Consider the following 20,692-nt stretch of genomic DNA (forward strand, 5'->3'; position numbering starts at 1 on the left):
TTCAGCAGGCGTTCAGCAATGTTTAGCTTTTTGCCTTGTGTATCTTTCCTTCTTCTTTGAGTTTTGTAACCACAACTTCCGCTTTACCGGCAGTTGTGCCTTCTATCATACGTTCAACGAGCCTGAAGGTAGCCGGACAATACTCAATGTTCTGTTTGAACACGTGCATATAGTCGACCATATGGCGGCGGGTGTGGTGAGGGAAGCCCGAACAGTCTTTGGGCCGCACTTCATAAATTGAACACTTATTATCCCTGAGGTTAAGGAACTGGCACGGCTGGCGGGTATTGATCCAGTCACCGGCGCGGTCTTTCTTCAACCATTTCTTTTTAAACGCATCCTCAGTCATGTTAAGATGGGCCGAAATGCGCTTGATATCGGTATTGGTGAAGGTAGGCGTCATGGTCTTGCAGCAGTTGGCGCAAGCCAGGCAATCTGTTTCTGCCCATACCAGCTTATCGGTTTTTACCGCCAGGTTATCGAGCCCACGGGGCGGCTCCTTCTCCAGTTTGGTAAGGAACCTTCTGAAAAGAGACCGGTTAAGGAGCATCTTTTTCTTCATCTTACTTAAGCTAAGCAGCATGGGAACAGTTGATTTAAAAAGTGGCCAATAAAATGGATGCGTTATTTTTGAGCAACGAATATAGCAAATTTTGTTACGGTTAACAGCGTTGTTGGCATAACCTTATTTAGCATCAACCATACACTATGTGGGACCCTTATAAAAAAGGATTTAAGGCTTTTCTGCAACTGGAAAGATCGCTTTCCGATAACTCGGTGGAGGCGTACCTGCGCGACATTGAAAAGCTGACCCAGTTCCTGCTGGAAAAGAACAATGTGCAAAGTCCGGCCAATGTTACCCTGCCCGATCTGCAACAGTTCATCCGCTGGGTAAATGAACTGGGTATGACGCCCACTTCACAGGCCCGCATTATTTCGGGCATTCGTTCGTTCTATAAGTATTGTCTTATAGAGAACATTGTAACCAAAGACCCCACTACCCTGCTGGAGGCGCCAAAACTAAAACGCGCATTGCCCGATGTACTCACCTTTGATGAAATAGAAAATATCATTGCACAAATTGACCTTAGTAAACCTGAAGGCGGCCGTAACAAGGCCATTCTTGAAACCATGTATAGTTGCGGTTTGCGGGTAAGCGAGGTAGTGAACCTGAAATTGTCGGCACTGTACCTCGATGTTGGTTTTATTCGGGTAACAGGTAAAGGCGATAAGGAACGGCTGGTGCCTATCGGAGATTCAGCCGTAAAATATATTACCATATACAAAAGGGATATACGCGTGCATGTGCCGGTAAAAAAGGGTCATGAAGATTATGTGTTCCTGAACCGCCGCGGCGCCAAACTAACGCGGGTAATGATCTTCCTGATGTTGAAAGACCTGGTAAAAAAAGCAGGCATTACAAAGAATATTTCACCGCATACATTCAGGCACTCGTTTGCCACACATCTTGTAGAAGGGGGCGCCGATCTGCGTGCCGTGCAGGAGATGCTGGGGCATGAAAGCATTACCACCACTGAGATATATACGCACCTCGACAGGGAGTTCCTGCGCGATACGCTGCAGCAGTTTCATCCGGCGTTTAAATGATGAAAGAAAACATTTGCACTCATACAAGTACAAATTTGCATACACACAACTAATGAATTATTTAGTGTATCTATTGTTGTTACTATTAGCGTTTTACTTAACTTAACGGTACAATAATATATGTAGTGGGTATATGAAGTATGAGATGTATACTGAACTGCTTGTGACAAGTGATTACCTTGTGTATGAGTTTGCCAGCGTAGGACCTAAAGGTACTATTCCTAAGATCATTCAATTTTCCTCTTATAAAGATGATAAATCCATATACAATTTAGCATTTGGAACTAAAAAATACGATGGCAGTTTAGACGATTTAGCAAGAGATAATAACAATGATAGAAATAAAATACTTGCAACCGTCGTATCTGTGTTAAGGGTGTTCTTTGACAAATATCCTGACAAATGGGTATACTTCACAGGAAGCAGCCCCGAACGAACAAGACTTTACCGGATGGCAATCACACTAAACCTGGAAGAATTAATTCTTGATTTCGAAATAGTTGGTACACACAATGAGGAGTATACTATTAATAAAGAGCCATTTGAAAAAGGGGTTAATTATTTTGGCTTTTTAGTTCGACCTAAAAACCTTAACTTTAAGTATCAATATAAAATTTTATTGTATGAGCCAGAAAGAGAACAAGGAGGAACAACAACTTGAGAAGGAACGGATCATTAAGTTCGCCGCATCTCTGGGTATTAACTTAACAGTACTCGATAAGCCATCTGATAAAATATATTTCCCTGAAAAGGTTGAAGAAGCCAATAGAGTATTATCCCAACTGAACCTTGACGATTTAAAAAGATAATTTTTTATCACCTATATTCAGCCATCCCGACAAAGTCGCGATGGCTTTTTTATTTATAAAAAATACCGGCCCTGCGGCCGGTATAGAACCATGAAATAGAAATAATCACTACCTCATTTTACTTCCTGATGAACCCGTAGAAAAAGGAAAAGGGATTTATTTTTCTTTCTTACATTTTTCTTTACCCTTGCTTGTAGTATCCAATTGCACTAAAACCGCCCCCATCAAAGCCTCTTCTTTTATTGCCACCTCTACATCATTCCAATCGGCATAGTTATTCAACTGCACTGTATTTGTGAAGAAGTTTTGCGCAGTAACTTCTAATATTACAGCTTTACCGGTATCATTTCCTAAGCTGAACTTACCCATTGAATCGGTAACTGCAGCTTCTCGGGTACTGCCCAATAAACGAACCTGTGCGCCTGCCACCGGTAAACCTGTATTCAAATTGTATACTTTCCCATTTATCTCTAACGGCGGCTGGTGACATGTGACACTATCATCAACTGCTATTTTACCTAGTACTTCGTTATCTTCTACTATTTCAACACGCTCCACCTCCCCTGTTGTACTGTCATCACACGACTCAAAAAACAACATACCGGCCAGCAATACATTCCAAATGTATGGCACTGAAAACCGCCGTTTATTAATCGCCGGTTCTATCTTCCTGTGCAACTGATCATTGGCAAAACGCCCGCACAGCGGCTGGCCTGCTGCTTTGGTGATAGTATCGAGCATTTCCTTATCGCTCATCGCAGTAAAATCAACTACTGTTTTCCGGCACGAACCGCAAAAGCGCCCCTTTTCTTTAGGTGTCATGTTCTGCCAGTTCTCATGGCAGGGTTGCGGTATATGAATTTGTACGGATCTTGACATAAGTGCGGTTTTAATTAAGATGCCCGAGTAAACAAAATTCCATAAGTATTTCGCTGTAAAAACTATTGCAGCAACAATTTACTTTGATAAACATTCTTTGTATCGGGCGATGAAATGCGCAACCAGTAAATACCGGCGCTCCATGCCACCTGTGTATGCAGATCGATCACCTGTTCCTTTGTTTGCATCAACAACGGTTGTACCTGCATAACCTGTCCGGCCGCGTTCAAAACCTCCAGTTTGTATGCACCGGCCTGTTTTAGCGATAAAAGTATCTGCAGGCTGTTACCGCGTACTACCGGGTTGGGGTATAACCTGGTATCTTTCTTCGGCAACAAGTCGTTTATATTGCTTTTTATTTTTTCAGTTCTGGTATGAGTAACACGGTAACTTACACCGCCCATTCTGACATTACACCTCTTTGTAATTTCAGAACTATTAACAGTAACCTCTGCCAACCCAACAACGGCAGGTTTCAATGCAACCTGAATATCACTCCTGTTGGCAAGCGCATCAATTTCCAGGGTTTGCGTTTCATACCCGATAGCACTGAACTCCAACACCACCGCTTCGGTCTTCTCCACTTTAAGGGTGAACTTACCCGCTGTATCGGCCATACACCCAATGCCGGCATCTTTCACGCGTATGCTGGCGCCCATTACCGGCTGGTTATTCCTTTCATCGAGCACCAAACCTTTCATTTCAACAGGTATTACAGTTTTCTTTACACCAGCCCGGGGCCCATAAGCCACCTTCCCCATGATTGGCCGGTCTTCACTAATAATTTCAACCGGTTTCTCAGGTTTATCTTTAACCTGTGCATCTGCCTTTGTCATAAGAAAAGTGGCCACCAGAATATTCCACACGTACGCCCATGAAAAGCGTTTCTTCGTTTCTGTTATTTTCAGTTCCCTGTTCAACTGGTCATCGGCCATACGGCCGCACACGTTGTGATCTGCCTTTAAAAAATAGTTCAATACTTCCTGGTCGCTCATCATGGTGAAATCAACTACCGTCTTTTGACACGAACCGCAAAAACGGCCCTGTTCCTGCGGGGTCATATTTTGCCAGTTCTCATGGCAGGGTTCGGCTATGTTTAACTGTAAAGATCTTGGCATAAAGAACGTATTTGCCAATATTGATGTGGCTGCCGCAAAAATTACATAACCCGGAAATAAAAATATTTAAGCCCATGCCGGGCAGGCTTTTGAACCTGCATAAGAACATGGCAACCAAAGCGCGGAATTATCGTCTTATTATTTACACAACCAACTTGTTATATCTTTTGTTAATTTTAAGCGTCGGTGGCATTTTTAAAGAACATACCAACCAGCGAGTTGCCCGATAGGGAATTGGTCAGCCTGTTTCGCACATCCGGGAATATGGATGTGCTGGCGGCGCTATTTCAACGGTATATGGACCTGCTATATGGCGTTTGCCTGAAATACCTGAAACAACCCGAGCCGGCGAGAGACGCGGTGATGCAGATCTTTGAAGAGCTGGTGGTCAAATTGCCCAAACATGAGGTGGAAAATTTTAAAAGCTGGCTGTATACCCTGGCTAAAAACTACTGTCTCATGCAGTTACGCACACCGAAAAACCTGAGAACCACAGAATTTAATCCCGATAGTATGCAATTGGAGGAAGAAGTGCATCTGAATGGCATACAGGTGAGAGAAGATAACCTGCAAAAACTGGAGCGTTGTTTGCAAACTTTATCAACGGAGCAAAAAACAGCTGTGGAATTGTTCTATTTGCAGAACAAATGTTATAAAGAAATTGCAGAAGCAACCGGCATTGAATGGAATAAGGTTCGCAGCTTTATCCAGAACGGCAGACGGAATTTAAAAATTTGTATGGAGAAACCGGAAACGGAAACCGTTGAAGCCCGTAATACCAGGTATTGAACGGTTAATGGAAAAATAAACTGACCAGGCTTTACCAGTCATGAACGATCATAAAGAACATATCAGTCAATATTCGGCAGCAGATATCCAGCGATATGTGCAGGGGAAACTACCTGCCGCAGAAATGCACGCTATGGAAAAAGCGGCGCTTGACGATCCGTTCCTGGCCGACGCCATTGAAGGTATGCAACAGGCTTTTGAAGAACATGAAGAAAAGGTTGTTACCGGTCAGTTACAACAACTGCATCAGCAATTTCAAACCCGTACAACCGGCAAAGGCCGGGTAGTGGCGTTTAAACCTTTCCGCTACTGGCAGGCCGCTGCAGCCGCGGTTATAGTGATCATCAGCGGCGTGTGGATCTACACCCTTGTTAACCGGAACACAACGGAAAACAATACAACCGCTTTTGCCAAAACAGAAAATCAGCAACAGCAACAAGCGCCCGCGCCTTCGCCTGCCGATAGTAAAAATATCACCATCGATACCGATTCGGTAACACCACCTGTTGAAACACCCAAAACAATCAGTCGATACCCGAATAAACAACAGGTTGTAACGAGCAAAGAAAGCGCACGGGCCGCAACAGGAAAGTCGGAGCAACAATCGAATGTTTTAAATTATTCAACACAGGCGCAGGCTGCACCCAATAAACAGACGTTAGACAACCCTGACAGGTATTTTGCCAATCAGGAAAAGAAAGACGTGCCGGCCGAAAAGAAAGTGGAACCCACGCCTTCGGCTCCTGCTGCCGCTGCAGCGCCGGTAGTGTCTAAAGCCGTTAAAAGTGATGATGCAAAATTTCAGGATAGAGAAGCTGAGACCGAACTGATAACGATAGCCAAACCGGAACGTCGCTTAAAAAAAGCGGTCTCAAAAGACAAGAACCTGTCGGGTTTTATCAAAGGCCAGGTAACGGACCCATTCAACAATCCCGTTGCTAACGCCTATGTACAAATACAAAAAAATAACAATAACAACTTCTTCAATAATTTCACCACCGACAAATCGGGATTTTTTAAAATACCGGTTTCCGATTCGGTAGTGAACGTGGCGGTGAATGTAAGCGGTTATGGAACGCAGAATTTCGTTCTTCAGAACAATGCATCAATGAACCAACTGCAACTGCAACCCGCGAACCATGCGGCCAATGCAAATTATTACACCCCAACCGCACCGGGAGTTGTCAACGGCAGAAAACAGCTGGCAAACAACTATAAACTCCCGAATGTAACCGTTTATGAAGCGGAACCTGCATACGGCTGGGTTGCGTTTGGGCAATACCTGGAAAAAAATAAAAACACACCGGCCGGCGCCGACAGTCTTTCAGGAAATGTAGTGCTCTCATTTGAAGTAAATAAAAAAGGCGTTTTAGCCGATTTCAAAATAGAACAGTCATTGTCAAAACTACACGATGAAGAAGCCATCCGCCTTATTAAACAGGGGCCTTCCTGGAAATTGCGGAGTGGACGTAAAGCCCGGGTTACCGTTATGGTACGTTTTTAATGATCCGTTCATCCAAACTTCTCATTGCGCAATTCTTTTATATCTTACTTTCGCGCAAATACCTTCGTCATGAGAAAGACTATAATGATTGGATGCTTGCTCGCATTTGCTGTTACCACTAAAGCGCAGCTTAAAACACCTGCGCCTTCCAGTACACAAACCATTAAACAGGATTTTGGCCTCGGTTCCATTGAATTGTCATACTCCCGCCCAAACATGAAAGGCCGCAAAATTTATGGCGACCTGGTGCCTTTTGGGAAAGTATGGCGTACCGGAGCCAACCAGGCTACCACCCTTACCTTTTCCGATGAGGTAACTATCGGCGGCACAAAAATACCAGCCGGTAAATATGGTTTGCTTACTATTCCTGATAAAGGTTCATGGACGTTCATCATTACCAAATCAGTAGATGTAACTTCACCATCAGCTTACAAACAGGAAAATGATGTAGTGCGTGTACAGGCAAAACCTGTAAGCATCAAAAACAAAATGGAAACCTTCACCATGCAGTTCGCCAATGTAAAGCCAACAAGCATTGAGCTGCATTTGATGTGGGACCAAACCGATGTGGCTCTTCCCATCAGCACCGATATAGAAGGCAAAGTAATGGCCCAGATCGATGAGCTGATGAAACAGGAAGACGCTAAAAAACATCCTTATTTCGGCGCTGCCATGTATTATATGGACAATGGCAAGGACCTGAACCAGGCCCTTACCTGGTTTAACAAAGCGGCAGAACAAAATCCCAAAGCCTTCTGGGTACTTCACCAGAAAGCCAATTGCCTGGCAAAACTGGGCAAAAAACAGGAAGCTATTGAAACAGCCAACAAATCAATTGAACTGGCAAAAGAAGCCAAGAACGACGATTACGTGGCGTTGAACCAAAAGCTGCTTGCTACTTTAAAATAGCATTCACAATCAATGTTTTAAAGGTGTGTTTCAAAAGAAACACACCTTTTTTAATTACCGCCCATGTATAAAAAACACGTTTTTCTTTTGCCGGAAAATAACAATGTCTTAAATTACGTAATCAATTACATAATTAGTTAAACAATGGACTTTTATAACAATGCCGGCAAAATGGCCCTGGGCAGCCGGTTGCGCCGTCTGAGTGAGCAAATAACCGAAGATGCCGGCCAGGTTTACCAGATGTACAACGTATCGCTGCATCCCAAATGGTTCCCTGTATTTCATGCCCTTTCGCAGGGGCAGGACAAAACCATTACCGCAATTGCGGAAGAGATCGGCCACTCCCACCCTTCGGTAAGCACTATCATCAGGGAAATGGTGAAACAGGGTATCGTAACTGAAAAAAAAGATAAACAGGATGGCCGCAAGAATGTGGTTTGCCTTTCGAAAAAAGGCAAAGAAGTAGTTAGCAGTATTGCCCCGCAATATACAGATGTTACCAATGCCATCGAGGATGCGCTGTCGCAAACCCGCCACGATCTTTGGAAGGCCATTGAGGAATGGGAATTCCTGTTAAAACAGAAATCGCTCCTGCGCCGGGTTCAGGAACAAAAGAAAATGCGCGAAAGCCGCGATGTACAGATCGTGGATTACAATCCAGCTTACCAGGAAGCGTTCAAACAACTGAACGAGGAATGGATCTCCAAATATTTTAAAATGGAAGCGGCCGATCATAAAGCGCTGGATAATCCACAACAAAACATCATTGACCCGGGCGGCCATATACTGGTAGCGTTATATAACAACGAACCGGTGGGTGTATGCGCGTTAATGAAAATGGATGATCCCGTTTATGAATACGAACTGGTGAAGATGGCCGTTTCGCCAAAGGCGCAGGGAAAAAACATTGGCTGGCTGTTGGGAATAGCCGCCATTGATAAAGCCAGATCATTAGGCGCTAAAAAACTATACCTTGAAAGTAATACCATACTGAAACCAGCCATCAACCTGTATCACAAATTAGGGTTTCAGAAAGTAATAGGCCATACCACCCCGTATGAACGATGCAACATACAAATGGAACTGGTGATCGGGATTTGATAATTAACCCAGGAGCAGTAGTATTATAACTTATTTCGGTAATGCTTTTTCCCGTTGCGGGGCGCTAGCCGAAGAACGAAAAAACAGTACCTGCAACAAAGAGCTGAATATAATTACCGCCACTGCGCCTATCAGGTTCAACCATAAGAACGAGAGCCAGTCGAGGGTGTATACGCTGATAACAATGATCTCCGCTATAATAGCACCAATGAAAACAGCATGCCCTCCTATCCATTTAAAGTAAAAAGCTACGAGAAATATGCCGAGGATGGTGCCATAGAACCAGGAACCGAGGATGTTCACCGCTTCTACCAGACTATTACCGAGATTGTAACTGAACTGGGCCACTATTACTGAAAATATACCCCAGATCAACGCATAGGTTTGCGACCAGCGGTATTCCTGTAAAGGCGTAGCGGCCCGCTTCGATAATCGTTTGTGAAAATCTACCATGGTACAGGATGCCAGCGCATGCAGGGCCGCGGCGATGCTGCTCCAGGAAGCCAGGAAGATAATAGCAATGATCAACCCTACCAGGCCATTGGGTAAAAAGTCGCCAACGAAACGAAGGAAAACATAATTGGCGTCATTTCCATCGCTGCCGGGTATGGTCTTTTTTACAATATTCGAAATAGAATCGCGCACCTGACGCGCTTCCTGCTGTTGTAGCTGCAGTTTCGAGCGTAACTGATCAATTTCCGTTTCATTATCATTTTGCAGAGCATTGCCCAATGCCACAACGGTTTTTCTTTTTTCATCCTGCACCTGTTGATATCGCTGATCGGCCGTAGCAAACTCACCGGCGTTGGCGCTTTGCTTTATGGTTTGCTCCTGGGCAAGGTTAAAAAAGGCCGGCGCTTTATTGAACTGATAAAACACAAACAACAATACACCTATCAGCAATATGCAAAACTGCAGCGGAACTTTTACCAGCCCGTTCATCAGCAAACCGATCTTGCTTTCCTGTTCACTGCGGGCAGTTAAATACCGCCCCACCTGGCTTTGATCGGTGCCGAAATAACTCAATGCCAGAAAGAAACCGCCTATTACACCGCTCCAGATATTGTAACGGTCTTTCCAGTCGAACCCTTTTTCAGTAACACCCGTAGTGATCACATTCAGTTTGCCCGATTTACCGCCGATATGCAATGCATCGGTAAACCCAATCCCTTCGGGTAACATTTTAATGGCCCACCAGGCAGCCAGGAACATGGCTGTATAAATAATGATCACCTGCAACTGTTGCGTATAGGCCACCGCTTTGGCGCCACCGCTTACGGTGTAAACGATCAGCAGTCCACCCATAAATATATTGGTTGAGGTTATATCCCAACCCAGCATACTATGTAAAACAATAGATGGCGCAATGATGCTTACCCCGGTTGAAAGGCCACGCGATAGCAGGAAAAGAGAGGAAGTAAGCAAACGGGTCTTTACATCGAACCGCTGTTCGAGGTATTCATATGCGGTAAAGACCTTTAACCGGTGAAAGATGGGTACAAACGAAATACAGATCACCACCATAGCGAGGGGCAGCCCGAAATAATATTGAACAAACCGCATGCCGTCGCTGAAGGCCTGTCCGGGCACGGTTAAAAAAGTAATAGCACTGGCCTGTGTGCCCATGATGCTCAACAACACCAGCCACCAGGGCATTTGGCGGTCGCTTAATAAATACCCTTCCAGGTTCCTCGACGTACGGCTGCGATACACCCCGTACACGATGATAAGCAGCAGGGTGAAAACAAGCACCGTCCAGTCTAACCGGGAAAAGTTCATGCAAAGAATTTAGTGAAGCAATAAAACAAAACCACCAGCACTAACAAAAACCCTATCACCAGCCAATACCAATGCCGCCATTTCTTAAAAACAGGGATCTGTTCTTTATCGATCGTTGACATGCGTATTCGTTTTTGTTGGGTTATTTCCGTTTGTTCGAAACGATCATTACGGCCATAAATGCCAGTAATAATCCCAATGCCAGTCCAATGGTCATTTTTTTCAGCAGCCGGCCCAGTATCAACCCGGCACCAATAGCTATTATAAAAAACCATTCACGCTTTGATAAACGAGTCATCTAAAATCCCTTCTTTTTATTTAATGCAATAATGTTCGCCAGCAACCTGTAAGCGCCCGGTACACCTGCAGGCAGTTCGCGAAAGAACACCAGCCCCGTATAAACGAATTTGCCTTTTCCATGACTGGCAATGATCAGGCTTCCCTTCTGTTCTTTCTCATTCGGGTCGGCCATCGACAAGGGCATTTCATAAGCCGCATCTGCCTGGTCGGCGAAATAAATACCCCGCTCCTGCACCCAGTTGTCAAAATCTTTTGCGGTGATCTTATTAGGATAGTTCAAAACCGCATGCCCGGGCAACAAAAAGTTTACCGTTGCCTTTTCATCAGTTACGCGGTTACGTGAGATCGCAAAGGGATAAGGCCCTATTTTTGAAGTTACCGAACTGATAAAATTGCTGGTATTATACTGAACAATGAGGTTACCGCCATTCTTTACATAATCCATCAGCACCTCGTGTTTTCCTCCAAGGTAATCATGCACATTGTACGCCCGTACGCCGGTTATGACGGCATCAAATTGTTTTAAGTTAAACGGGTTGATGTCCTTTTCTTTTAAAATGGTTACCTCGTAACCCATCTGTTGCAATGCAATGGTTACCTTATCACCTGCGCCTTCAATATAACCAATTTTTTTACCTGCCGTTTTAATATCCATGTTCAGTACCTTGATGGCATCCTGGTAAAAATAATGGATGTGCGGAATATGATCGTAACGGATGTTGTTCAGGTTCAGGTAAGCGGGCTGTTCTTCTTTCCCGTTCTTCAACTCAACAAAGGCCTGCACGAAATCATGCTCTTTATCTTTCAGCATGCCATTGTCGATATTGAAGAGGTATTGGCGCTGCATGCCCGGTTGTAAAGAAAAGTTGCTATCTGTCTTTATACTGTTATCATAAGTAAGCCGCTTCGAGATCTTAGCGGTATAATCCGAGAACCGCTTATTGGCTGTTACGGTAATGGCTACTTCGGCGCTTTGCTTTTCATTTTTACGGAAGATAATAACGCTTGGTTCGGTGGTAACTGTGGCTGAAGGCACAACAACCAGCGGCTGGTATAACTCGCCCTTCACCGGATCGGTATGTTTGTATTGCACCGGTTTTGTAAAAGAGAAAGGCTGGTCTGCGATCACCAGGTCGAAACGCACCTGGTAAGCCGGTTCGTTCTGTGGTTTACCGATCAAAGACTGTTCGTTGACGGTAAAAGAGCCGTCGCTCATTTTATGCTCGAGCCAGTAAGGCTGTGAAATTTTCTTTGTAGTGAACACATAAATTGTGCGCTGCAGGTTTAAGTTACGGTTCTTTTCGAGGCGCTGGTTTATAGTGGTGTCAAGTACATCGAGGTTAACCTTGTTTAAATGTACCGGCGCGCCCAGCCTGTTATTGATAGTAATACTGATCTTTATTGAATCGCCTGAAACAGCCTGCTCATTACCTGTAGTGGCTTCCATGAACAATCCGCTGCAATATTCTACCAGGCGCTGCACTTCTTCCATTTTTTGCCTCTTCCAGTAACCATCCTTCAATGCCTGCATTGCCTTATACAAATTCACCAGGGCGGGAACCGAGTTTTCGGGATTGGCGAGCGAATAATTCTTCATGATATCATCTATCATGTTTTCGATGGCGGCGCCGCCTTCCACTTTTGCCCAGCCAGTATTCACTCCTTCCATGATGTCGTTCTGTGCAGCTTCACCATCGGTGAATGAAAAATACTCAAGTTGTGCGCCTCTGCTTCCCGGTACGCCAAAGCCCTGGCTTTTATGCTGGCTACGGCTCTCCGCCGCTATTTCACCATAACTTTTTCCCACTAAAGCGTTGTAACCGCCTACATCTATTTTTAGCTGTTCATTGCTGGTAGTATTGGTACTGCCGAAATTGTAGGTATTCCAGAAAATGCGTTTCACCTTCCAGGGCTGCACCCCGTTCTTCAGTTGTTCAGGGAATTTTGCAGGGTCGGCCGCGGCACGAAATGCTTCATGGGCTATTACTGCCGATGCAGAATGGTGGCCATGACCGGCGCGGCTGTCTTCCGGGAAACGGGTTATTATAATATCCGGCTGAAAATTGCGAATGATCCAAACGGCATCGCTGAGCACTTTTTCCCGGCCCCATTTTTCCAGTGCTTCGTCTGTACTTTTGCTGAACCCAAAATCAAAGGCGCGGCTGAAGAATTGTTCGGCGCCATCGGTACGGCGGGCGGCCAGTAATTCCTGGGTGCGTATCAGCCCAAGATCGATGCCCTGTTCGTCACCAATGAGATTCTGTCCTCCATCACCACGGGTGAGAGATAAATAACCGGTGCGGTATAACCGTTCGCGGGCAAGCCAGGCTAATAAACGGGTATTTTCATCATCGGGGTGGGCGGCAAAATACAATACCGACCCCAGCACCCTGAGCTTCTTTAATTGCAGGAAAATATCGGCCGACGTATTGGTTACGGGCGGTTGCGCTGAAACTGGCAGTACATACAGTAAAACGATCAGCAGCAGTAAGCGCCCGGGGTAAAAATCATTCATCTAAAAATTATTATTTTCTTTTAGCCAGATGCCCGCCCGGACGACCCGTTCGGACGGGGAACTTACCATAGCAAAATCTTCATTGGCTTTATACTATAATGAAAATTTTGCCGTGGACGTTTCATTCTTATAGTTTTAAGCTGAAAACGGGGGCAAAATAACACAATGCTGAGCAGTGTGCCAATCCGCTGGTAAATTTTAACATGGTGAAAGGTGAATGGTCAATGGTGAATGGGCTCCCTAATCAAATTTTAATATGTGGCTGTTGTGCTGCCCGAAATTTATTGCCTTCTACCTTTGCCGATTTCTCATTATGAGTCCTGAGTAGACGACTTTCACTTTTCACGCTTGCCTATTGTTTTCCATTATCACATTATCAAATTAACCTATTGCCCTACCATAAAAACCGCATTGCTGAACAGCAGCTTTCCATTCTCCCAAAAACTTCTGAACAGCGGGTCATCGGTGAGGTAAATAATATTGCCCTGCCCCATATCCTGCACCCCAAACAGCAAGCCGTCTTTCAGTTTATCTTTCAGCTTCGAACCCACAAAACCGGCCACCTGGTTGTCTTTTTTGATCACTCCCACATTCCAGCCCATTTCTTTAAAGAACTCATAAATGGTATTGTCCTGTTTGAGGGTATAATAAGCGGTATCATAGCCAAAAGCCAGGGGATGTGAATTATCAAGTTCTACTTTATAAATGGATCCGGGATTGTATCCCGGAATAAAATCACGTTCGCGGTTCTCGTAGCGGCGCAGCAGGCTGTAATCTTCTTTTTTGTCTTCTTTTTCCTTTTCCTCATCGTTTTTCTTGATCTTAATGCCCCAGTCGGCAGCTGATAACTGTCCAACTGCGCTTTCCAATGCAATCAGGCGGCCCCCATTGGTTACCCAGTCTTTCAGGGCCTCATTCATCTGGCGGTCGCTCAAAAAGCGGTAATTGCCATCGGGTAAAATAAGTACGTCCAGCTCTTTCAGGTAATTTTTTGTAAGGTCGTTCGCCCAGATAACATTTACCGGATAACCGATCTGTACATCGAAATAGTGCCAAACCTCACCCATACTTAAAGAGTTCACGCCATCGCCTGCCAGCAACCCGATGCGGGGCGCCAGCATGCCATGCACTTTTTCTGACCCAAAATCAAATCCTTTATCAACAAAAGAGGAAGTAACGGGTACATAGCCGATACCGGCTTTACGCGCCGCGTTAAAAATGATCTTGCCAAGGGAAGCGCCCAACGCCTGGTTGCTGGTACGGGTAATGATGAGGGTGCCTTTTTCAAATTCATCATTGCCAATCTTGAAGGGTTGTTCGGCATAACGCACTTTTATTTTCTGCTGCATGATCTGACTCAGGAACTGCACACTGTTCAAACCGTTCCAGCGTACGACCCACGCTACTGTAGATTCTTTTATAGGTGAGAATATGGTATCGCTGTATATGGGTTGATTATCTATCACCCCGCTTATATAATTGTTGATGCCGTATGTGGTAAGTCCATATACAAATGGAACCGACCAGGCCGTGATATCATATGTTACGGTATCGGTAAGCCGGGAATTCCTTTCAAAAAGCACTTTCAATAAATTGGCATTGGGTTGATTGGCATTGATAACGACATCCGCTCTGACTGTTTTTACCGATTCGGTTTTACCGGTAAAATAGTTCACACCTGAAAAACTGCTTCCATTGTTGGCAAATGCCCATCTTATATTATTACGGTCGAGCAGCTCCTGCAGCCTGACGATCTTTTTTCCTTCATCTGCCTTTATTACATATGACTTGAATTCACCGGGCGGTGATGTACGCGCTTTATCATAATACTTTTTAAACTCCTGCACCACTTTTGGCGCATTTTGCGCGGTAGCTTCGATGGTGCTCATACCGGTAGTATAGTGATGGTATAATCTATCCCATAAGGTGAGGGTATCGCCATCGCGGTTAATAACTGCCGCGCCGCCACGGCTATGGCCTCCCTGTTCGTAGGTCATACCGATGGCGCCTTTGTACAAGGGGTAAGTATCGCCATAACTGGGGTAGAAAAGATCGAATCGTTCTTTGGTAAAGAACAACCAGCCGTTTTCATCGAAATACTTTGCATTGTTTCTGCCTATAATGGTTTGAAACTCGCGCTGCCAGCCGGTGATCACCTCGTGGTAAGGTTCGGCGGCCGGTGCGAAATAATACGGGTTATTATAGTATTGTTCGTGATAGTCTACATGTATATGCGGCAGCCACTGGTTGTATTTTATAATACGCTGTTGTGTTTCAACCTGTGTTTGCCAGGCCCAGTCGCGGTTCAGGTCAAAATAGTAGTGATTGGGTCTTCCGCCGGGCCAGGGTTCCGAATGTTCACGGGTGTAGGGCTGCGGGTTCGGTTTTGCGCCTACCACCGAATTGAACCAGTTCACATAGCGGTCGCGGCCATCAGGATTTATACAGGGGTCGATGATCACCACGGTTTGCTGCAGCCATTCTTTTGTTTTGGCATTGGCCGGGTTAACCAGTTCGTACAGGGTAAGCATGGCGGCCTCAGAAGAAGAGGTTTCGTTGCCATGTACATTATAGCTCAGCCACAGGATGGCGGGCGCTTTTTCATCCGGCGCCATTTTATCGTAGGTCATTCCGGCCAGCCGCCGGTTATTCTGCCTTATTTCCTCGAGGCGGGAAAGGTTACCGGGCGATGTTACGTATAGTAATAGTAAGGGCCGGCCTTCATTGGTAGTGCCATATTGCTCCAGCTTTACCATTTCGGGCGCAGCTTCGGCTACCTGCCTGCAATAGTTCACTATATTAAAATGAGGGGTATAACGGGCGCCCAGTTTATAACCGAGAAACTGTTCGGGTGATTTTACCTGGGCCAGTGCCAGGCCGGAAATCAGTAACAACAACGCTACGCCTGCGGTGACTTTCTTCATATTTAAAAATGTACTGTGAAAGTAACTAAATCGGTGAAAAAGAAAAAAGCACCCCACCTAAGTGAAATGCTTTTATTTTCTCATGTGACCACTAAGAGTTTATAATGAACGCAATAATATTGCGTACTAGTGATCATGTGTGTAACCTTGCAGGACCTTACCTGCCGGAGGCATTATTTATGGAAACGTCTGCGTGAAAATTATGGCATGCCAGTGAAATGGATTACTGACCAACAAATGGAATGCAAAAGACGGCAAAACACATTGGAGCTGAGAAGAATGGAAGGTTGCTATAAGTTGCGTACAATGGTACTTTCTCATAAGCTCATGTGGTTTGGACCCCGTAAACAGTTTTTGTTAGTGTTCTAAAATTAGAACATTTAACGCAAATATAAAAAAAACCGGAAGCTAATTTTGGTTTGTTAATTTTAGCTACTCTAACTTATTTTAATATGAAAGCTTTTTTTTCGTACACGTTGCCGTTAGTAATGCTTTGCTGCGCCTGTTCAGGTCCACGTTCCGCCGCTACATTACAAATTAACCCTTATGAATACACTATACAAAAAAAGATCATCGGTTCAAATGGTGCAGTAACTTCTGCACATCCACTGGCGAGTGAAACCGGTGTTTCCATAATGAAACAGGGCGGCAATGCCATTGACGCTGCCATTGCTACACAACTGGCGCTGGCAGTAGTATACCCCGGCGCAGGGAATATTGGCGGAGGTGGCTTTACAGTTATGCGACTGTCTAACGGCACCAACATTACGATCGACTATCGTGAAAAGGCACCGGCTAGGGCACACCGTGATATGTACCTCGACAAACAAGGCAATGCTCAAACGGCTTTAAGTCAAAATGGTCACCTCGCGGCGGGTGTTCCCGGTACAGTTGCAGGTTTATTCGGGTGCATGAAATATGCCAAACTTCCCTTTACCAAATTAATTCAACCCGCCATTGACCTCGCCGAAAACGGTTTCGTAATCACTGAATCGGAGGCCCATGACCTGAACCGTACCCGCGACGCCTTTATTAAATATAATACGGTTACCCCCGTATTTGTTAAAGCGGGTGGCTGGAAGGCCGGCGATACGCTGGTTCAAAAAGACCTGGCCAATACCCTTAAACGGATCCGCGATAAAGGCATGGCCGGCTTTTATGAAGGGGAAACCGCCCGCCTTATTGTTGAAGAAATGAAAAGGGCCAACGGCATTATCAATTATGACGACCTGAAAAATTACCAGGCCAAAGAGCGGGAACCGGTTGTATTCGACTATAAATCCTACAAAATAATCACCATGCCCCTGCCCAGCAGTGGCGGTGTTTTGCTGCCGCAAATGATGCAGATGATAGAAGATCAACCGGTGAAAGCATATGGTTTTCTGTCGGCCCGGGCGGTACAATTGATGACGGAAATAGAACGCCGCGCTTATGCCGACAGGGCAAAATTCCTGGGTGACCTTGATTTTTATAAAGTGCCGGTAAAAAAGCTCACCAGCAAAGCCTATGCGGTGGAAAGAATGAAAGATTACAATGACCAAACGGCAGGCAGCAGTGAGACCACCGGGGCCGGACTTATTCCCGAAAGTGAAGAAACAACCCACTTCAGCGTATACGACAAAAGCGGTAATGCCGTTTCCGTGACCACCACCCTGAACGGCGGGTACGGCAGCCGGACCGTTGTGGGCGGCGCCGGTTTTTTACTAAATAATGAAATGGATGATTTCAGCATAAAACCCGGCGTACCCAATATGTATGGCGCGGTTGGCGCCGATGCCAATGCCATTGCCCCCGGTAAGCGGATGCTTAGCTCCATGACGCCAACCATTGTTTTAAAAGATAATAAACCGTTCCTGGTCGTGGGCACGCCGGGCGGCACTACGATTACAACGTCGGTATTTCAAACGCTGATCAACATTCTGGAATTCGACATGAGCACGGAAGATGCCGTGAACAAACCAAAATTCCATCACCAGTGGCTGCCCGATGAGATCTTCGTGGAAGCCGCATTTCCCCAACCGGTAAGAGAGCAGCTACGGCAAATGGGTTATAAAGTGACCCAGCGAGGCGCCATCGGCCGTACCGAGGTGATACGCATCGATGCGAATGGCACCATTGAGGCGGTGGCCGATAAACGCGGCGACGATTCGGCAGCAGGATATTAACAGGTTTGTGGTTTGTAGTTTGTGGTTGCTGCCCCATTGGGCAGGCATTATTAAGATGAGTTCATATAAGTTCAGCGTTTTGGAAGTTTGGCAGAAATATGGACTGCCCGACTTTAAAGAACAATAAACCATAAACTAAAAACCATAAACTGTTTCTTTTGCCGCTATTGTAGCTTTCATAACTTGCATCAAATCTATGTTATGAGCGCCTCACCCGGAACCGAATACCTGCAAACAGCCATCAAACGGTTACGCTATTATAAAGAATTAGGCGAAAAAACGTTCGACCAGCTTTCAGCGGCCGAGCTGCATTATGCGCCCAATGCCGCTAGCAACAGCATTGCGGTTATTATTCAACATATGGCGGGCAATATGCTCAGCCGCTGGACCAACTTTCTAACCGAAGATGGGGAAAAGCCCTGGCGGCAACGCGATGAAGAGTTTGAGGTGCACAACTACAGCAAACAACAACTGCTTGAAATGTGGGAAAAAGGCTGGAACTGTTTCCTCGATGCGCTCGCCCCACTCACCGAAAACGATCTGTTGAAGACCATTTATATCAGGGAAGAACCGTTGCTGGTGATCGATGCCATCAACCGGCAGCTGGCGCATTATCCTTACCATGTTGGACAGATCATTTACATCGGGAAACTCATCAAAGACGCGGGCTGGCAAAGCCTTTCCATCGAAAAAGGAAGATCGGAGGCTTATAATAAAGGCGATGGGGTGAAGGACCCGGCGAATATCAACAGGCAATAAGCAATTGGCAATAGGCAAAAACAATATCTTAGGACACCGGTTCGAATCCGGTCACCACAACTAAAGAGTGATATTCAAGTTCAGGAATACACCACACTAGGCACACATTTTCACTTAGTTATCTCACTTTTTTTTGATCCATATCAATCAGCGCATATTCAACTTTGTTGTACTTTCAAAGTCCCAAAACAAGTAATGATATGCCGAATAATAAAGTCATTGTGGTAAAAGATACCCCGGTAAAAATTATAGAAGTAAATGAGCAGGATTATATTTCATTGACCGATATGGTACGAAATATGGAAGAAGGGTCTGTAGTTATAGAAAAGTGGCTTCGAAACAAAAACACCATTGAGTTTATTGGTATTTGGGAAAAAATAAACAACTCAGCGTTTAATTCCCCCGAATTCGGGGGAATTATGATGGAAGCAGGATTAAACCGGTTTACTTTATCAGTTAAAAAATGGATAGTACGAACTAATGCAATTGGGCTTATTGCAAAAACCGGTCGTTTTAATAGCGGCACCTACGCCCACAAAGACATCGCCTTTGAATTCGGCAGTTGGCTCAGCGCCGAATTCAAACTATACCTTATCAAAGAGTTTCAACGCCTAAAAGATGAGGAGAATAAAACCCACCAACTGGAATGGAACCTGCAACGAACCCTTTCTAAAATAAACTACCGCATTCATACTGACGCCATAAAAGAAACACTCATTCCGCCACAACTCACCCGCCAGCAAACCGGAACCATTTATGCCAGCGAAGCCGACTTGTTAAACATGGCGCTTTTTGGAAAAACAGCAGCAGAATGGCGTAAAGAAAATCCTGGCAAAACAGGAAACATCCGGGATGAGGCTACTTTGGAACAACTTGTCGTACTCAGTAACCTCGAAAGTATCAATGCAGTTTTATTACGACAGGAGCTTCCACAATCAAAACGCCTCGAGCAACTCAATGAAATTGCCATTTCCCAAATAAAATCCCTGCTGGCAAACAATTCCATGAAAAAGCTGAAACAATAAAATCGGCTTTGCCATTTTATAAATTTTGATCAGGCATCGGGGCTGTCAAAGATTGACAGTGGCCCTGCCGATTGCCGGTTCACGATATTTACCCACTCCCCCGCTTTGATTCCCTCTTTCTTTGGTCTATCTTACCAACTCCTTTCCCCCGGCCGGGAGCGATCATTTACCCCGTTTACCTGTATTGAACCATTTACCCAAATTATTCGTTAAAAACCAATGGAATATCCAACCTTCGTGGCCATTTTACGTATGTACAATTCATCAATACCCGCTTTACGCGTTATACGGTATGTTAAATGCCCGGAAAAGTTGAATAAAAACATTGCATTGGTATTGATTTTGTGCCATATAGAGATCGGTTTTATTACTTTTACATTTAATACGCTCCAACCCTGAGAAAGTTTTGGAAAATATCCCGGACCGTCCTGCTGGTACTGATCGGCCTGATCATATTAGTCTGGCTGGCTATTCAGACCTCACTGGTTCAAAACTGGCTGGTAAGGCA

The 20,692-nt window shown here is 45.1% G+C and carries 18 protein-coding genes; 10 read left to right on the forward strand and 8 right to left on the reverse strand.

Annotated elements, in window-relative coordinates; all coding sequences use genetic code 11:
• Nucleotides 1–22: 22 nt before the first annotated feature.
• Nucleotides 23–562 carry a YkgJ family cysteine cluster protein gene (locus tag A4R26_RS08650; protein ID WP_165760197.1) on the reverse strand — a complete coding sequence of 180 codons (540 nt, stop codon included), beginning with the start codon at nucleotides 560–562 and terminating at the stop codon, nucleotides 23–25.
• Between the two features lie 146 nt (nucleotides 563–708).
• Here A4R26_RS08650 and xerD point away from each other — a divergent pair, with 146 nt between their 5' ends.
• The 3 genes from xerD (at nucleotide 709) to A4R26_RS08665 (ending at nucleotide 2,417) form a co-directional block, all read left to right on the forward strand.
• Nucleotides 709–1,608, forward strand: coding sequence for a site-specific tyrosine recombinase XerD (xerD, locus tag A4R26_RS08655; RefSeq protein WP_081163389.1), 900 nt, complete (start codon nucleotides 709–711; stop codon nucleotides 1,606–1,608).
• 133 nt (nucleotides 1,609–1,741) lie between these two features.
• Nucleotides 1,742–2,269 (forward strand): DUF6934 family protein, encoded by a 528-nt coding sequence (locus tag A4R26_RS08660; RefSeq protein ID WP_207625714.1) that lies wholly within the window; start codon nucleotides 1,742–1,744, stop codon nucleotides 2,267–2,269.
• Entirely contained in the window at nucleotides 2,232–2,417 is a 186-nt protein-coding gene (locus A4R26_RS08665) for a hypothetical protein (RefSeq protein WP_081163390.1), read from the forward strand. The genes A4R26_RS08660 and A4R26_RS08665 overlap by 38 nt, the downstream gene beginning before the upstream one ends.
• 156 nt (nucleotides 2,418–2,573) lie before the next feature.
• Here the strand turns inward: A4R26_RS08665 and A4R26_RS08670 are convergent, their stop codons facing one another.
• Both A4R26_RS08670 and A4R26_RS08675 read right to left on the reverse strand, forming a co-directional pair.
• On the reverse strand, nucleotides 2,574–3,239 hold the full coding sequence (locus A4R26_RS08670) for a peptidase associated/transthyretin-like domain-containing protein (protein ID WP_165760198.1): 666 nt from the start codon (nucleotides 3,237–3,239) through the stop codon (nucleotides 2,574–2,576).
• 119 nt (nucleotides 3,240–3,358) lie between these two features.
• Entirely contained in the window at nucleotides 3,359–4,414 is a 1,056-nt protein-coding gene (locus A4R26_RS08675) for a T9SS type A sorting domain-containing protein (protein ID WP_081163392.1), read from the reverse strand.
• Between the two features lie 186 nt (nucleotides 4,415–4,600).
• On the opposite strand from A4R26_RS08675, the gene A4R26_RS08685 reads away from it, so the two are divergent.
• The 4 genes from A4R26_RS08685 (at nucleotide 4,601) to A4R26_RS08700 (ending at nucleotide 8,717) form a co-directional block, all read left to right on the forward strand.
• Nucleotides 4,601–5,203: an RNA polymerase sigma factor gene (locus A4R26_RS08685; protein WP_207625715.1), complete on the forward strand. Its 603-nt coding sequence runs from the start codon at nucleotides 4,601–4,603 to the stop codon at nucleotides 5,201–5,203.
• 40 nt (nucleotides 5,204–5,243) lie between these two features.
• Nucleotides 5,244–6,707, forward strand: coding sequence for a carboxypeptidase regulatory-like domain-containing protein (locus A4R26_RS08690; RefSeq protein WP_081163395.1), 1,464 nt, complete (start codon nucleotides 5,244–5,246; stop codon nucleotides 6,705–6,707).
• A gap of 69 nt (nucleotides 6,708–6,776) precedes the next feature.
• Nucleotides 6,777–7,616, forward strand: a complete 840-nt coding sequence (locus A4R26_RS08695) for a DUF2911 domain-containing protein (protein WP_081163396.1) — start codon at nucleotides 6,777–6,779, stop codon at nucleotides 7,614–7,616.
• Between the two features lie 144 nt (nucleotides 7,617–7,760).
• The gene (locus A4R26_RS08700) at nucleotides 7,761–8,717 is read left to right on the forward strand and encodes a bifunctional helix-turn-helix transcriptional regulator/GNAT family N-acetyltransferase (protein WP_081163397.1); all 957 of its coding nucleotides are present in this window, start codon (nucleotides 7,761–7,763) and stop codon (nucleotides 8,715–8,717) included.
• Between the two features lie 30 nt (nucleotides 8,718–8,747).
• Here A4R26_RS08700 and A4R26_RS08705 read toward each other — a convergent pair whose 3' ends face one another.
• From A4R26_RS08705 to A4R26_RS08715, 5 genes are all read right to left on the reverse strand, one after another.
• Nucleotides 8,748–10,496, reverse strand: a complete 1,749-nt coding sequence (locus A4R26_RS08705; RefSeq protein ID WP_081163398.1) for a sodium:solute symporter family protein — start codon at nucleotides 10,494–10,496, stop codon at nucleotides 8,748–8,750.
• Nucleotides 10,493–10,618, reverse strand: a complete 126-nt coding sequence (locus A4R26_RS35805; RefSeq protein WP_278248411.1) for a hypothetical protein — start codon at nucleotides 10,616–10,618, stop codon at nucleotides 10,493–10,495. The genes A4R26_RS08705 and A4R26_RS35805 overlap by 4 nt, the downstream gene beginning before the upstream one ends.
• A gap of 20 nt (nucleotides 10,619–10,638) precedes the next feature.
• Nucleotides 10,639–10,794 (reverse strand): hypothetical protein, encoded by a 156-nt coding sequence (locus A4R26_RS34825; RefSeq protein ID WP_165760199.1) that lies wholly within the window; start codon nucleotides 10,792–10,794, stop codon nucleotides 10,639–10,641.
• Nucleotides 10,795–13,311: a PIG-L family deacetylase gene (locus A4R26_RS08710; protein ID WP_081163399.1), complete on the reverse strand. Its 2,517-nt coding sequence runs from the start codon at nucleotides 13,309–13,311 to the stop codon at nucleotides 10,795–10,797. It abuts the gene before it with no gap.
• Nucleotides 13,312–13,697: 386 nt separating this feature from the next.
• Nucleotides 13,698–16,235 carry a M14 family metallopeptidase gene (locus tag A4R26_RS08715; protein ID WP_081163400.1) on the reverse strand — a complete coding sequence of 846 codons (2,538 nt, stop codon included), beginning with the start codon at nucleotides 16,233–16,235 and terminating at the stop codon, nucleotides 13,698–13,700.
• Between the two features lie 452 nt (nucleotides 16,236–16,687).
• Between A4R26_RS08715 and ggt the strand changes: the two genes are divergently transcribed.
• The 3 genes from ggt (at nucleotide 16,688) to A4R26_RS08730 (ending at nucleotide 20,184) form a co-directional block, all read left to right on the forward strand.
• Entirely contained in the window at nucleotides 16,688–18,400 is a 1,713-nt protein-coding gene (gene ggt / locus A4R26_RS08720; protein WP_081163401.1) for a gamma-glutamyltransferase, read from the forward strand.
• A 201-nt stretch (nucleotides 18,401–18,601) separates the two neighbouring features.
• Complete coding sequence (locus A4R26_RS08725) at nucleotides 18,602–19,159, forward strand: DUF1572 family protein (RefSeq protein ID WP_081163402.1); 558 nt, start codon at nucleotides 18,602–18,604, stop codon at nucleotides 19,157–19,159.
• Nucleotides 19,160–19,359: 200 nt separating this feature from the next.
• Entirely contained in the window at nucleotides 19,360–20,184 is an 825-nt protein-coding gene (locus tag A4R26_RS08730; RefSeq protein ID WP_081163403.1) for a KilA-N domain-containing protein, read from the forward strand.
• Nucleotides 20,185–20,692 lie beyond the last annotated feature (508 nt).

It is taken from the genome of Niastella populi (genome assembly GCF_002078015.1).
Taxonomy (GTDB): domain Bacteria; phylum Bacteroidota; class Bacteroidia; order Chitinophagales; family Chitinophagaceae; genus Niastella; species Niastella populi.

Excerpts from the sequence above, each read along its gene's own strand:
- A4R26_RS08650 (WP_165760197.1), bottom strand. The coding sequence starts at position 562 with ATGAAGAAAAAGATGCTCCTTAACCGGTCTCTTTTCAGAAGGTTCCTT.
- xerD (WP_081163389.1), top strand. The coding sequence starts at position 709 with ATGTGGGACCCTTATAAAAAAGGATTTAAGGCTTTTCTGCAACTGGAA.
- A4R26_RS08660 (WP_207625714.1), top strand. The coding sequence starts at position 1,742 with ATGAAGTATGAGATGTATACTGAACTGCTTGTGACAAGTGATTACCTT.
- A4R26_RS08665 (WP_081163390.1), top strand. The coding sequence starts at position 2,232 with ATGAGCCAGAAAGAGAACAAGGAGGAACAACAACTTGAGAAGGAACGG.
- A4R26_RS08670 (WP_165760198.1), bottom strand. The coding sequence starts at position 3,239 with ATGACACCTAAAGAAAAGGGGCGCTTTTGCGGTTCGTGCCGGAAAACA.
- A4R26_RS08675 (WP_081163392.1), bottom strand. The coding sequence starts at position 4,414 with ATGCCAAGATCTTTACAGTTAAACATAGCCGAACCCTGCCATGAGAAC.
- A4R26_RS08690 (WP_081163395.1), top strand. The coding sequence starts at position 5,244 with ATGAACGATCATAAAGAACATATCAGTCAATATTCGGCAGCAGATATC.
- A4R26_RS08695 (WP_081163396.1), top strand. The coding sequence starts at position 6,777 with ATGAGAAAGACTATAATGATTGGATGCTTGCTCGCATTTGCTGTTACC.
- A4R26_RS08700 (WP_081163397.1), top strand. The coding sequence starts at position 7,761 with ATGGACTTTTATAACAATGCCGGCAAAATGGCCCTGGGCAGCCGGTTG.
- A4R26_RS08705 (WP_081163398.1), bottom strand. The coding sequence starts at position 10,496 with ATGAACTTTTCCCGGTTAGACTGGACGGTGCTTGTTTTCACCCTGCTG.
- A4R26_RS35805 (WP_278248411.1), bottom strand. The coding sequence starts at position 10,618 with ATGTCAACGATCGATAAAGAACAGATCCCTGTTTTTAAGAAATGGCGG.
- A4R26_RS34825 (WP_165760199.1), bottom strand. The coding sequence starts at position 10,794 with ATGACTCGTTTATCAAAGCGTGAATGGTTTTTTATAATAGCTATTGGT.
- A4R26_RS08710 (WP_081163399.1), bottom strand. The coding sequence starts at position 13,311 with ATGAATGATTTTTACCCCGGGCGCTTACTGCTGCTGATCGTTTTACTG.
- A4R26_RS08715 (WP_081163400.1), bottom strand. The coding sequence starts at position 16,235 with ATGAAGAAAGTCACCGCAGGCGTAGCGTTGTTGTTACTGATTTCCGGC.
- ggt (WP_081163401.1), top strand. The coding sequence starts at position 16,688 with ATGAAAGCTTTTTTTTCGTACACGTTGCCGTTAGTAATGCTTTGCTGC.
- A4R26_RS08725 (WP_081163402.1), top strand. The coding sequence starts at position 18,602 with ATGAGCGCCTCACCCGGAACCGAATACCTGCAAACAGCCATCAAACGG.
- A4R26_RS08730 (WP_081163403.1), top strand. The coding sequence starts at position 19,360 with ATGCCGAATAATAAAGTCATTGTGGTAAAAGATACCCCGGTAAAAATT.